The 13,242-nt window shown below is 31.1% G+C and carries 11 protein-coding genes and 1 pseudogene; all 12 read left to right on the top strand.

The features are described from left to right. The 12 genes and pseudogenes from CHB67_RS15970 to CHB67_RS17370 all read left to right on the top strand — a co-directional run bounded on the left by CHB67_RS15970 (window position 1) and on the right by CHB67_RS17370 (window position 12,947). Complete coding sequence (locus tag CHB67_RS15970; RefSeq protein ID WP_089382797.1) at window positions 1-1,380, top strand: hypothetical protein; 1,380 nt, start codon at window positions 1-3, stop codon at window positions 1,378-1,380. Window positions 1,381-1,385: 5 nt separating this feature from the next. Continuing rightward, window positions 1,386-2,207 (top strand): formyltransferase family protein, encoded by an 822-nt coding sequence (locus CHB67_RS15965; protein ID WP_089382796.1) that lies wholly within the window; start codon window positions 1,386-1,388, stop codon window positions 2,205-2,207. Further along, window positions 2,204-3,151: a polysaccharide deacetylase family protein gene (locus CHB67_RS15960; protein WP_089382795.1), complete on the top strand. Its 948-nt coding sequence runs from the start codon at window positions 2,204-2,206 to the stop codon at window positions 3,149-3,151. Before CHB67_RS15965 ends, CHB67_RS15960 begins: the two co-directional genes overlap by 4 nt. After that, a complete protein-coding gene (locus tag CHB67_RS15955) occupies window positions 3,148-3,741 on the top strand; it encodes an acyltransferase (protein ID WP_089382794.1) in 594 nt (197 codons plus the stop codon). Before CHB67_RS15960 ends, CHB67_RS15955 begins: the two co-directional genes overlap by 4 nt. 2 nt (window positions 3,742-3,743) lie before the next feature. Continuing rightward, complete coding sequence (gene wecB, locus CHB67_RS15950; RefSeq protein ID WP_089382848.1) at window positions 3,744-4,853, top strand: non-hydrolyzing UDP-N-acetylglucosamine 2-epimerase; 1,110 nt, start codon at window positions 3,744-3,746, stop codon at window positions 4,851-4,853. Window position 4,854: 1 nt separating this feature from the next. Then, window positions 4,855-5,913 carry a glycosyltransferase family 4 protein gene (locus tag CHB67_RS15945; protein WP_089382793.1) on the top strand — a complete coding sequence of 353 codons (1,059 nt, stop codon included), beginning with the start codon at window positions 4,855-4,857 and terminating at the stop codon, window positions 5,911-5,913. Next, window positions 5,910-7,052, top strand: a complete 1,143-nt coding sequence (locus CHB67_RS15940; protein ID WP_089382792.1) for a glycosyltransferase family 4 protein — start codon at window positions 5,910-5,912, stop codon at window positions 7,050-7,052. The genes CHB67_RS15945 and CHB67_RS15940 overlap by 4 nt, the downstream gene beginning before the upstream one ends. Next, window positions 7,052-8,596, top strand: a complete 1,545-nt coding sequence (locus CHB67_RS15935) for a glycosyltransferase family 2 protein (protein ID WP_089382791.1) — start codon at window positions 7,052-7,054, stop codon at window positions 8,594-8,596. The genes CHB67_RS15940 and CHB67_RS15935 overlap by 1 nt, the downstream gene beginning before the upstream one ends. Further along, window positions 8,586-9,581, top strand: a complete 996-nt coding sequence (locus CHB67_RS15930; RefSeq protein ID WP_089382847.1) for a glycosyltransferase family 2 protein — start codon at window positions 8,586-8,588, stop codon at window positions 9,579-9,581. The genes CHB67_RS15935 and CHB67_RS15930 overlap by 11 nt, the downstream gene beginning before the upstream one ends. A 313-nt stretch (window positions 9,582-9,894) precedes the next feature. Next, window positions 9,895-10,284: an endonuclease domain-containing protein gene (locus CHB67_RS15925; protein WP_245813587.1), complete on the top strand. Its 390-nt coding sequence runs from the start codon at window positions 9,895-9,897 to the stop codon at window positions 10,282-10,284. 1,172 nt (window positions 10,285-11,456) lie between these two features. Further along, a pseudogene (locus CHB67_RS17375) lies at window positions 11,457-11,762 on the top strand (glycosyltransferase family 1 protein); the annotation flags it as partial. A gap of 324 nt (window positions 11,763-12,086) precedes the next feature. Beyond that, window positions 12,087-12,947, top strand: coding sequence for a glycosyltransferase (locus CHB67_RS17370; RefSeq protein ID WP_317045705.1), 861 nt, complete (start codon window positions 12,087-12,089; stop codon window positions 12,945-12,947). Window positions 12,948-13,242 lie beyond the last annotated feature (295 nt).

Raw genomic sequence — 13,242 nt, 5'->3', positions numbered from 1 at the left:
ATGAAAAAAATAGGTATTGTAATTACAGATGGTGTTGGATATAGAAATTTTGTTATGAGCAATTTTTTGGTGGAGATCGCTAAAAAATATGATGAGGTAAACATATATTCAGGAATCCCGACTAAATGTTATAATGATTCTTTAATATCTGAAAATATTAAAGTTTTTGATTTAGAACCTTATAAGGAAACTAATAAAGTTTGGTTTTATAGAAAGTTAAAGGAAGTAGCTCATATGTACTTACATAAAAGCTACTTTGGTATAAATAGTAATTTAGAAAGAGGATACCCTGTATCTAATTCTAAAAGAAATTTGATTATAAAACTTGTATACAAAATTGCATCAATTTTTCATTCAGAAAAAAACATAATTTTTTTTGAAAAATTACAGTTTAATGCATTTAAAAGAGACAGAGTTTATATTGATTATAAAAAAACTTTAGAAAAAGAATTACCAGATAAATTATTTTTCACACACCAAAGACCACCATATTTAGCACCTTTATTAGCAGCTGCCAATAAATTAAAGATAGAAACTAGTGCTTTTATTTTTAGTTGGGATAATTTAGCATCTAAAGGAAGAATGTTAGGTACTTTTGATTCTTATCTAGTTTGGAGCAAACTAATGAAAACTGAAATGTCTATATTTTATCCAAATACAGATAAAGAAAAAATTAAAATTGTAGGAACACCTCAATTTGAACCTTATGTTTTAGACAGATATACACTAAGTAAAGAAATGTTTTTTAATAAATTTAAATTAGATTCTAATAAGAAGATTATTTGCTATAGTTGTGCAGATACGGGAATTGGTAAAAATGATGAAATTCATATTAGAGCAGTTTTAACTTATATAAAAAAATATGAAAATTTACAGCTATTAGTTAGAACTTCACCAGCAGAAGATGGAAAAAGATTTGATGATTTGAAAAATGAATTTCCAGAAGTTATATGGAATTTTCCAAAATGGTTTTTATCTAGAGAGGGGCATACAGAAGCATGGTCTCAGCGCTTACCAACAATTGAAGATGTAATGGATTTAAAAGCTATTTTAAATTATTGTGATTTAAATATAAATATGGTTTCTACTATGAGTTTAGATTTTATGATTTTTGATAAACCTGTAATAAATACAGTCTTTGGAAATAAAAAAAACGGTTTGTATGATGATCAGAAGTTTTTGAGCTATGTACATTACAAACACGTTGTAAATAGTGAAGCTGTTACAGTTGCTAAAAATGAAGAAGAATTACATTTGCAAATGCAAGAATCTTTAGATAACCCAAATTTAAGAAGTGTTCAAAGAAAACAGTTATTAAATTTAAAAATAAGTAAAAAGCTTAAAGGTACAAGTGAGCGTATTGCTAATAGTTTAAAATAGTTTAAATGAAAACAATAGTAATTTTAACAGGAAGTGAAAAAAGACACACATTCTTTAGGAAGTATTTAAAGAACACTAAAGGTATAAAATTACTTAAATCATTTTCTGAATCACAAAAAGGTAACATTCAATCATTAGTTAAAAAAGATTCGATTAATAACGATTTAAGAACTAAACATTTATTATTGAGAGATCAAGTGGAAAGTGATTTTTTTGAAGTTTTTAATGATGTTGTTCAAAATTCGAATAATGTTTTTATTGAAAAAGGTGAGATAAATAATAAAAAATATGTTTCTGAAATAATTGATTTAAATCCAGATTTAATAATTTCTTACGGGTGTTCAATCATAAAATCAAATTTAATAAGTAGTTTTAAAGGTAGATTTATTAATATTCATTTAGGAATTTCACCATATTATAGAGGAGCAGGTACAAATTATTTTCCTTTTGTAAATAATGAACTACAGTTTGTAGGTGTAACTTATATGTTTATTGATAAGGGGATTGATACGGGTAATATAATTCATCAGTTTAGAGCAAAAATGAACACTTGTGATTCAATTCATACAATAGGTAATAGACTGATTAAAGATATGGCGATTGTATGTTCGGAGTTAATTTTAAAATTTGATAGCATAAATAATGTTAAACAAAAAATTACCCCCTCAGAAATTAAAAGGTTATATAGGAAAAAAGATTTTACAGAAGAAAGTTTAAGAATGCTTTATAATAATATAACAAAAGAGAATATAATTTCTAAATATTTAGAAAATAAATACTTAATAGATGATAAATATCCAATAATTAATTTAAAACTAAATAAATGAAAGGTATAATGTATCATTATGTAAGACCTTTTGACCCTTTATTTCCAAATTTGAAAAGCTTACATATAGATGACTTTAGAAAACAGTTAGATTTTTTTGAGTCAGAATATGGTTTTGTTTCAAAAGCAGATTTTATTAATTCTTTTAAAAGTGGAATTGTGCCTAATGGAGTTGTATTAACATTTGATGATGGTTTATCATGTCATTATAAATATGTATATAAGGAATTAAAAAAAAGAGATTTATGGGGGGTTTTTTATATTCCTACTTTACCTTTTATAGAACAAAAAATTATTGATGTACATAGAATTCATATTTTATTAGCATCTAATGACAGTAGAAAAGTATATGAAACAATAATGTCTTACTTGACGGATGATATGTTAGATAAGAAAAGTGAAAATGAATTTCGTTCGATGGTATATAAATTACAAGTAAATGATAATTATACCTTATTAACAAAAAAAACACTTAATTATTTTATAAAATATGAGTTTAGAGAAATAATTATTGATAAGGTTATTAATAAGTTAATACCTAATTTTGAAAAGATATTATTAAATTATTATTTGACAAATAATCAAATAAAAGAAATGCATGATAATGGAATGGTGATTGGAAGTCATACAGTGTCTCATCCTGTTCTATCTAAAATTTCTAAAAATAAACAATTTAATGAGATAAATGATTCATTCAATTATTTAGAAAAAATTGTAGATGAATTTGATATTAAAACATTTTGTTACCCATATGGAGGGTTTCATTCTTTTGATGATAATTGTGAAATAATTTTAGATAGTCTTAAGTGTAGCTTTTCTTTTAATGTTGAGCAAAGAGATATTGAAAAGAATGATTTATTGAATAGAAAACAAGCTTTACCAAGATATGATTGTAATCAATTTCAATTTGGTCAAGTAAGGGAGTTGAAAAAAGAATTGATATGAAAAAAATACTCTTTATTATTGTAAAAAGATTACCAACAAATAGTTTGAGAGTCTTTTTTTATCGATTTGCTTTTAAATATAAAATAGGAAAAAATGTTAGGATAGGTAAATGTGTTATCAATGCAAAAAAAGTAGATATAGGAGATAATGTATTAATTAGAGATTATAATAATATTTCTTGTAATATTTTAAAAATCAACGATGGCTTTAGCATTCATAGTGGGAATAAAATAATAGGTTCTGCTAATTTTACTATTGGCAAGAATAGTAGAATAATTAATGATCATTTTATAGATTTATATAACAATGTTACTATAGGTAGAAATTCATGGTTAGCTGGAAAAAGTAGTCAAATTTGGACACACGGTTCTATTCACACAAAATCAGGAAAAGATCTTTCTGTTTGTATAGGTAGTAATGTTTATATAGGGTCTAATACATCTATTGCACCAAGTGTTAAAATAGGAAATATTAATTTAATTGGTTTAGGGAGTGTTGTAACGAAAAGTTATACAGAGTCAGCTACTATTATAGCAGGAAACCCTGCTATAATAGTTAAGGATAATATTGATTGGAGAAAAGAATGGTAAATATGAAAAAGATTTTAGTAGTATTCGGTACAAGGCCTGAAGCAATAAAAATGGCGCCTTTGGTAAAGGAATTATATCAGCATACAGAATTTGATACAAAGGTTTGTGTTACAGCTCAACATAGAGAAATGTTAGATCAGGTATTAGAGTTTTTTAAGATTACTCCAGAGTATGATTTGAATTTGATGAAACCTAATCAAAGTTTAAATGAATTAAGTGCTAGGATATTAACAGCTATTGATAAAGCGTTAATAGATTTTGAGCCAGATTTAGTTTTGGTGCATGGGGATACGTCTACAAGCAGTATGGTAGCCTTGGCTGCTTTTCATAGAGGTATTAAAATTGGTCATGTAGAAGCAGGTTTAAGAACTTATAATAAATTGGCACCTTATCCAGAAGAAATCAATAGACAAATTACAGGAAGGTTGGCAGATATTCATTTTGCACCTACCCAACAATCTGCTCAAAATTTGTTAAATGAAGGGGTGTTGTCTAATGCAGTTCACATAACAGGAAACACCGTTATTGATGCTTTATTATGGGGAATTAAAAATATAAATAAGGAACGAACAGATATAAAAGAAATCAATACTTTTCTGGATAGAAATAAAAAACTAATTGTAGTTACAGGACATAGAAGAGAAAATTTTGGAGATAAGTTTTATGAGTTTTGTAGTGCTTTAAAAGAGTTAGCAATTAGAGAGGATGTACAATTAATTTATCCAGTACACTTAAATCCAAATGTACAAAAAGTAGTTTATGATACTTTAGGGAATCTTAAAAATATATTATTAATTGCTCCCTTGGATTATGAAGCTTTTATATGGTTGTTAGATCAATCGTACTTAATTATTACTGATAGTGGAGGGGTGCAAGAAGAAGCACCTTCTTTAAAAAAACCTGTATTAGTAACAAGAGAAGTAACTGAAAGGCAAGAAGCAGTAGAACAAGGAACCGTTAAGTTAGTAGGTACTAATAAGGAAAAGATTGTAAAGGAAGCTACTATTTTATTAGATAATGAAATAGCTTATGAAAATATGATTGGCAATAAAAACCCATATGGAGATGGTACCGCAGCTAAACAAATAGTAACTTTTTTAAAACATTTTTAATATGAAAACAATAGCTGTCATATGTGATTATGTTCTACGTCCCGATAGAATTGGAGGTATGGATCGTTTTTATGTGGAGTATGATAGAAGAGCTAAGGAATTGGGTTATGAAGTGCATTGGTATTTTTCAAGTTACACTCCATTTAATTTTTTTGAGGGTTTAACCATTTTTTCAGCTAAAGGGGATGCTGTTGAAAGTTTTTTTTTAGAAAAAAACATAAAAAACAAGTATGAGATACTAGTGACTCATTTTACCGCGTTGTGTACTTCCTTTTATAAACATGCCAAAAAGATGGGTGTTGATAAAATTATAGCTGTAGATCACAATCCACGACCTTTGGAAGGTTTTCCTCTCAGTAAAAGAGTGAAAAATAAAATAAAAGGTGTTATGTATAGTCGATATATCGACCAATTTGTTGGAGTTTCTAAGTATACGAAAAAACACATTTTAAAGGATTATGGTTTTTATTTAAATGATAAAACGATTGTAATATATAACGGTATTGATTCCTCCGTTTATGAAAAAAGAACCCAACCAAATAAAAATAAATTTATAGTTACGTCGCATTTGCGTTTTTCAAAAGGAATACAAGATTTGTTACAAGCAGTTTCAATATTGCCAGACAATCTTAAAAATAGGATCGAAATTGATATTTTTGGTGAAGGGCCTTATGAAAATGAACTAAAAGAACAATGTGCTAAATTGAATTTAACTAAATTGATTCATTTTAAAGGAAGCACTTCGCATCTAAACCAATTGTTTACCAATTATAGCTATATGCTACAGCCAACTTACATGGAATGTTTTAGCTTGTCTATATTAGAGAGTTTAGCAGCCAATGTACCTGTTGTTACAACGACAGTAGGAGGTAATTTAGAAGTGATAACGCATGCTAAAAATGGTTTTATTTTTGAAACAGGAAATGTAATAGCGCTAAGTGCAATTTTAAAAAGGATTATTTTAGGAACCTTGAAAATAGCAACAGCAACAAATACGTTGATTGAAGAGCAGTATAATTTGGATACCATGGTTGAAAATCACTTAAGCTATATTAAATGAAGATAGCTTTTTTAACACCTGAGTACCCACATGCGACAACAGGGAAATCTGGAGGTATTGGCACAAGTATTAGAAACCTATCTAAAGGTTTGTTGGCACAGCAACAAAAAGTACTTGTATTAGTTTATGGGCAACCTAAGGATGCTGTTTTTTATGATGAAGGTATTGAAATCCATCAAATTAAAAACATCAAATTAAAGGGATTGTCTTGGTGGTTGATTCGCAAAAAAATAGAAACGAAGATCAATAGTTTATATCAGAAAAAACAATTAGAGATTGTTGAAGCTCCAGATTGGACCGGAATAACGTCCTTTATTCAAACGAAAAAATGCCCGATTGTGATTCGATTGCACGGTACAGATACTTATTTTTGTCATTTAGAACAACGCCCAGTAAAATGGATAAATAAGTTTCATGAAAAACGGGCATTAAAAAAAGCCAATGGGTTAATTTCAGTGAGTGCATATACAGCTAAAGTTACCAATCAGATTTTTGATTTAGATAAAAAGTTTGCAATAATACCAAATGGTATTGATACAGATTTGTTTAAAAAAGAAATAGAGAATGAACCTCTTGAACAGACTATTTTGTATTTTGGAAGTTTGATTCGTAAAAAAGGATTGTTAGAGCTTCCCTATATTTTTAATGAAGTGGTGAAACAACATCAACATGTGAAATTAGTACTTGTTGGAGCTGATGTAAGAGATATAAAAACAGGAAACTCTTCAACATGGGAATTGATGCAACCGTTATTTGATGTTGAGGCTTTAAATAACGTAACTTATTTAGGAGTCGTACCTTATGCAGATATGAAACAGCATATTACGGAAGCATCGGTATGTGTTTTTCCTTCATTTGCAGAAGCTTTACCCGTTTCTTGGATTGAAGCAATGGCTATGGAAAAAGCAATAGTCGCTTCAAATATAGGATGGGCAAAAGAAGTAATAGACAATGAGATAAATGGTTTCATTGAACATCCAATAAATCATAAAGCATATGCTCAAAAAATTTGGGAGTTATTACAAGATGAAGAGTTAAGAGCAAAATTTGGGGAAGCGGCTAGATTTAAAGTAGAACAATACTTTTCGCAAGAAGTGGTTGCAAAACAGAGCTTAGAATTTTATAAAGGAATGATATAATGATAATTGTCTATCATAATAACAATTTAATAGTTGAAGTAATCAATGCAGAGGGATTAGATAATGGGAAGTTGTCAGATTTAACCATTGCACAGAGTATCTCATTGATTAGTCAAATCTATGACAATGAACTACTGGTTTGGTGTGATATTAACAATAGGAATTCTGTAGATTTTGATTTTATCAGTCAAATGTTTCAGCGAACCAATGAAATGCATTCTTTTACGAAAGGAGACTATTATTTTAGAGCTGCAATTGGTTATGTAGATGAATCTTTATTTATAAACTGTAATAAAAATATTTTGTTTCCTACTTGGCAAATGAGTGCTTGTGTTGGCATAATTCATACGTCAATAATAAATCAAATTTCGAAAAGCATTCCATTTGATAAAGATTTTGATTATTATTTAAATTCAGTGGCGAAATTAGCGATGCCATTGGGATTATTTTGTTATTCCAATCCTAATCTTCTAAAAGAAGATGTTGTCAATTCAGATAAGAAGGTCTCGGATTTCAAGTTGTTTAGATTTGTAAAGCAACACTACAAAACAAGATGGGTATTTCTGTTGTTTTTAAATTTATGTTGGTTTGAAAAAACAATAAAACTATTTCCTTTATTCATTTCGTTATTTTATAAAAATAGAACCAACTTAATTAAATCAATAAACATACAATATAAGAAATATATCATAAACACAAAAGAGACTATTGATGTTATTATTCCAACAATTGGAAGAAAAAAATATTTATATGATGTTTTGTGTGATTTAAGAAATCAAACACATTTGCCAATAAATGTCATTATTGTAGAGCAGAATCCAAAAATAAATAGCTTTTCAGAATTGGATTATATTACAAATGAAAGTTGGCCTTTTACAATTAAGCATACTTTTACACATCAATCAGGAGCCTGTAATGCGCGTAATATAGCATTGAAACAGGTTGAAAGTGAGTGGGTGTTTTTAAATGATGATGACAATAGGTTTGATAGTAATCTGCTGAAAGAAGGTTTATTAATGGCAAATCAATTAGGGATTCTTGTATTTTCGACAGCATATCCACAACAAAATGAAAAAATTAAATCTAAAATAATCAATCAATCTAAGATTTTTGGATCGGGGAATAGTTTTGTTAAAAGTTCTTGTTTAAAGGATGTTAGGTTTAGTATGGATTTAGAATTTGGCTATGGTGAAGATGGTGATTTTGGTATGCAATTGAGAAACAAAGGATTTGATGTTTTTTATTTACCAGAGTTAAAAATTACACATTTAAAAGCTCCTATAGGCGGTTTTAGAACAAAACCTACATTTTTATGGAGTAATGAAATGATACAACCAAAACCTTCACCGACAGTGATGCTTTTTACTTTAAAGCATAAAACTAAGGAACAGTTAAAAGGATATAAAACCATTTTATTTCTTAAATACTATAGAGTTAAAAAAAATAAAAATCCAATTACGTATTTTAAAAATTTTATAAAACAATGGAACAGAAGTGTATTTTGGGCAACTAAATTAATGAAAACGGATGGTAATGAAATTTAGTCTCATCATCTGTACTTACCAACGCCCAAAAGCATTGATAACTTTACTGGATTCAGTTGAGAAACAAACCTTGTATCCCAATGAAATAATTATTGTGGATGGCTCTTTAGATACTGCTACCGAAATGGCATTGGAGAATAAAACCTACCAAAATCTAAGTTATTATTTAGTTTCAGAAGAGCGTAGAGGTTTGACGAAACAGCGTAATTTCGGTATCTCAAAAGTAGCTGATGAATGTGAAATTAGTTGTTTTTTAGATGATGATACCATTTTAGCGAACAATTATTTTGAACAATTAATCAATACTTATAGTAATTATTCAGAAGCATTGGCTGTTGGAGGTTTTATTAATAATGAAGTTAATTGGGAGCAGTCGAATAGAGCGTTGACTAAAAGTGAATATGGTTTTGATGGTTATATTCGTAAGGAAGGGAGTCGGTTTATTTTGCGTAAAAAATTAGGTTTGATAGATGAAACTCTTCCTGGATTTATGCCTGTATTTTCAAATGGGAGATCAGTTTCTTTTTTGCCTCCTTCAGGCAACATATATGAAGTTGAACAATTAATGGGAGGTGTTGCTTCTTATCGAAAAGAAGTATTTCAAAAACTACAATTTTCAACTTATTTTGAAGGTTATGGTTTGTATGAAGATGCTGATTTTTCTTTAAGAGTTGCTAAAACAGGAAAATTGTATATAAATACAGCAGCACAGTTAGAGCATCATCATGAACCAAGTGGAAGACCCAATCAATATAGGTATGGAAAAATGGTGGTACGCAATGGCTGGTATGTTTGGCATGTAAAATATCCCAAGCCTTCTTTGAATGCTCGTTTTAAATGGAACGCCATTGTATTGTTATTAATTGGGATACGATTTACTAATATTTTTACTACAACTAAGCCTAAAGAAGCATTTACAGAAGCTTCAGGTAGATTGGTTGGTTGGTTTTCATTATTTTTTAATAAACCGAAAGTAGAAAAATAATTATGGTAGTTTTCACGCTCACCCTTTAGGGTTGGGGCAAAAGCGGGTAAACTTGTATGATGGTTGGGACCAAAGCGTGAAAACATTCTCGAAAATTGCATTGAAAAATAGTTTTCCCCAGCCCTAAAGGGAGTCTATTGAAAAACAGTTTTCCCCAGCCCTAAAGGGAGTCTATTTTTCAAGCTAATGATTTGAATTTATATGTTAGTTTTCCCACTCACCCTTTAGGGTTGGGGCAAAAGCGTGAAAGCGTATAGCAGTTGCAAAAAGAAAAAAAACACGGTAACTTTATATCATAAGAAAAAGATTACATATGAAAATAAGTAAAATTCAATTAGATGATAGCATGTGGAAGGGAGCAAACAGTGGAACTTTCAAAAAAGCCCAAATCTTGAGGGAAGATATGACGAATTCTGAAACATTATTATGGAATAAGTTGAAAGACAAAAGATTATTAGGTTGTAAAATTAGAAGACAACATCCTATAGGAATTTATATTGTCGATTTTTATATACACAAATATAATTTAGTCATTGAAGTTGATGGAGAATACCACGATAAACAAGAGCAAATAATAAAAGATAAAGAAAGAACCAATTTCCTAGAATTTAACGGATTGAAAGTGATAAGATTTAAAAACAAAGAAGTTGAAAATGACATCCTATCAGTCATAAATCAAATTAGGAATGAAATTGAAAAATAGTTTTCACGCTCACCCTTTAGGGGTGGGGCAAAAAGCGTGAAAACATTCTCGAAAATTGTATTGAAAAATAGTTTTCCCCAGCCCTAAAGGGAGTCTGTTTTTCAAGCTAATGATTTGAATTAAATATGGTAGTTTTTACAGTTACCTTATTCTGTTGAATAATGTAGTTTACCCGCTCACCCTTTAGGGTTGGAGCAAAAAGCGTGAAAATATCCTTGATTTAACTTATTAGTTTACAAAATCAAAGCAAGAATTTAATATTGTAGTTTTTCCGCTCACCCTTTAGGGTTGGGGCAAAAGCGGGTAAACTTGTATATGAGTAGTGGCAAAAGCGTGAAAGCGTATAGCAGTTACAAAAAGCAAAAAACTTCAATTAGTTTAGGGATAAAAGCTTAAAACATGATTGTATATTGCTATTTAGTTTTATTTTTGACTCAATAAGTAATTCTGAAACAATGAAATTCACCATCATTACGCATGCCGAACATAAAATTCATGAGCAAGAACTCTTTGCTTACGAACCTTATGTAAAAGAAATGAATTTATGGTTGAAATATGTAGATGAGGTGAAGATTGTAGCTCCCTTTTCGAAGAAAGAATTGACCTCTATTGAATCTAAATACAACCGTCATTCCCGACTTGATCGGGCATCTCATCATTTGGAAGTCAATGATGAGATGCTGAAATCGAAGATTCACGAACACAGCATTAAAAAAAGATTGGTGAGTAATCAAGTTCAGCATGACGAAACAGGATGTCACCCTGAGCCTGTCGAAGGGTCTCATGATTTGAAAAGCAATGATGAGATGCTGAATCAAGTTCAGCATGACGTAACGGAACGTCATTCCGCACTTGATGCGGAATCTCATGATTTGAAAAGGAATGTAAAAAGTCTTCGACAAGCTCAGACTGACAGCGCTGAATGTCACCCTGAGCCTGTCGAAGGGTCTCACGCTATGGAATTCAATGATGAGATTGCCACGTCGCACACTCCTCGCAATGACAACACGGAACGTCATTCCGCACCTGATGCGGAATCTCACGATATGAAAAGTAATGATGAGCTACTAAACCAAGTTCAGCATGACGAAACAAAAACAATCCACCTCACTAAAATACAGTCAATAGATATTACCTCATTAAAAAATGCAGTAAAAGCTATTTTTAAAATCCCTTTCATAATATATCAAATATACAAAGCCATGCAATGGGCAGATCATATTCACCTGCGTTGCCCTGGTAATATAGGCTTGTTGGGATGTTTTGTACAGGTATTATTTCCTCACAAACCCAAAACGGTAAAATATGCAGGTAATTGGGATCCGAAAAGCAAGCAACCCTATAGTTATAAATTGCAAAAATGGATGGTGAGCAATACTTTTTTAACCAGAAATTGCAAAGTACTGGTATATGGTGAATGGTCTAAACAAAGTAGCAATATCATGCCGTTTTTTACGGCTAGTTATTCTGAGAAGGAATTATTAGAACGTCATAGCGAACGCAGTGAAGCTATCTTTTCAAAGGATCAGATTACCACGTCGCTTACTTCTTGCAATGACGATACAAAATGTCACCCTGAGCCTTTCTCAGCCAACCGTCATTCCGCACTTGATGCGGAATCTCATGATTTGGAAACCAATGATGAGATTGCCACGTCGCACACTCCTCGCAATGACAACACAGAGCGTCATTCCGCACCTGATGCGGAATCTTATGATATAGAGAAGAGTGTAAAAAGTCTTCGACAAGCTCAGACTGACAATACTGAATGTCACCCTGAGCCTGTCGAAGGGTCTCACGATATGAAAAGCAATGATGAGATGCTGAATCAAGTTCAGCATGACGAATCGGAACGTCACCCTCAGCCTTTCTCCGCCAACCGTCATTCCCGACCTGATCGGGAATCTCATGATGTGGAAGGTAATAATGAGATTGCCACGTCGCACACTCCTCGCAATGACAACACGGAACGTCATTCCGCACCTGATGCGGAATCTTATGATGTGGAAGGCAATGATGAGATTGCCACGTCGCCAACCTGTCTTGAGCGTAGTCGAAAGGCTCCTCGCAATGACAGTGCTGAATGTCACCCTGAGCCTGTCGAAGGGTCTCAATCAACAAATCTAAAATTCATCTACGTAGGTGGATTCACCCCAGGAAAGCAACCCTTATTAAGTGTCCAAGTAGTGCATCAACTAAAGAAAAACGGGTACTCTGTACAATTGGATATGTATGGAGACGGCGTTGAGCGGATTAATGTCGAAAATTATATATTAGTTAATGACTTAAAGGATGTTGTTTTTTTACTTGGAAATACTTCAAAAGAAATAGTGAAGAAAGCCTATCAACAAGCACATTTTTTAGTATTTATTTCGAAATCTGAAGGATGGCCAAAGGTGGTGGCTGAAGCTATGTTTTGGGGCTGCTTACCCATTACAAGTAACGTATCGTGTATACCGTCTATGTTGGATTTTGGAAAACGAGGCAGTATTGTAAATGCAAATTCAAATGAAATTATTTCAGCAATCGAAACCTATTTACAAAATCCGTCGATCTATAAAGAGCAGGCACAAAAAGCAATGGATTGGTCTAGGCAATATACATTGGAAAAGTTTGAAGAGGAGATAGGGAAACTATTTCATTCCCCTTTAGAGAGGGGTTAGGGTGTGTATTTGATTTGTTGTTAATCTATTTAAGTTTTCAAATCAGTAATTCCCCTCTTGAGAGGGGCTAGGGGTGTGTATTTGATTTGTTGTTAGTTTATTTTAGCTTTCAAATGAGTAATTCCCCTCTAGAGAGGGGTTAGGGGTGTGTATTTGATCTGTTCATAGTCTATTTCAGTTTTCAAATGAGTAATTCCCCTCTAGATAGGATTAGGGGTGTGTATTTAATCTGTTATATATTTATAAATATTAAAATCATTAGATTTATAGATTAAATGTTGCCAAGAATAGGTAA

Origin of the sequence: Lutibacter agarilyticus, assembly GCF_900188235.1 — a bacterium.
Taxonomy (GTDB): Bacteria; Bacteroidota; Bacteroidia; order Flavobacteriales; family Flavobacteriaceae; genus Lutibacter; species Lutibacter agarilyticus.
The sequence above is the reverse complement of the archived record's forward strand: the minus strand, read 5'-3'. Positions and strand labels throughout refer to the sequence as shown.

Bases quoted from the DNA above. Each gene is read 5' to 3' on its own strand.
- CHB67_RS15965 (WP_089382796.1), top strand. From the start codon at position 1,386: ATGAAAACAATAGTAATTTTAACAGGAAGTGAAAAAAGACACACATTC.
- CHB67_RS15925 (WP_245813587.1), top strand. From the start codon at position 9,895: ATGAAAATAAGTAAAATTCAATTAGATGATAGCATGTGGAAGGGAGCA.
- CHB67_RS15930 (WP_089382847.1), top strand. From the start codon at position 8,586: ATGAAATTTAGTCTCATCATCTGTACTTACCAACGCCCAAAAGCATTG.
- wecB (WP_089382848.1), top strand. From the start codon at position 3,744: ATGAAAAAGATTTTAGTAGTATTCGGTACAAGGCCTGAAGCAATAAAA.
- CHB67_RS15960 (WP_089382795.1), top strand. From the start codon at position 2,204: ATGAAAGGTATAATGTATCATTATGTAAGACCTTTTGACCCTTTATTT.
- CHB67_RS15935 (WP_089382791.1), top strand. From the start codon at position 7,052: ATGATAATTGTCTATCATAATAACAATTTAATAGTTGAAGTAATCAAT.
- CHB67_RS15955 (WP_089382794.1), top strand. From the start codon at position 3,148: ATGAAAAAAATACTCTTTATTATTGTAAAAAGATTACCAACAAATAGT.
- CHB67_RS17370 (WP_317045705.1), top strand. From the start codon at position 12,087: ATGAAAAGCAATGATGAGATGCTGAATCAAGTTCAGCATGACGAATCG.
- CHB67_RS15940 (WP_089382792.1), top strand. From the start codon at position 5,910: ATGAAGATAGCTTTTTTAACACCTGAGTACCCACATGCGACAACAGGG.
- CHB67_RS15945 (WP_089382793.1), top strand. From the start codon at position 4,855: ATGAAAACAATAGCTGTCATATGTGATTATGTTCTACGTCCCGATAGA.
- CHB67_RS15970 (WP_089382797.1), top strand. From the start codon at position 1: ATGAAAAAAATAGGTATTGTAATTACAGATGGTGTTGGATATAGAAAT.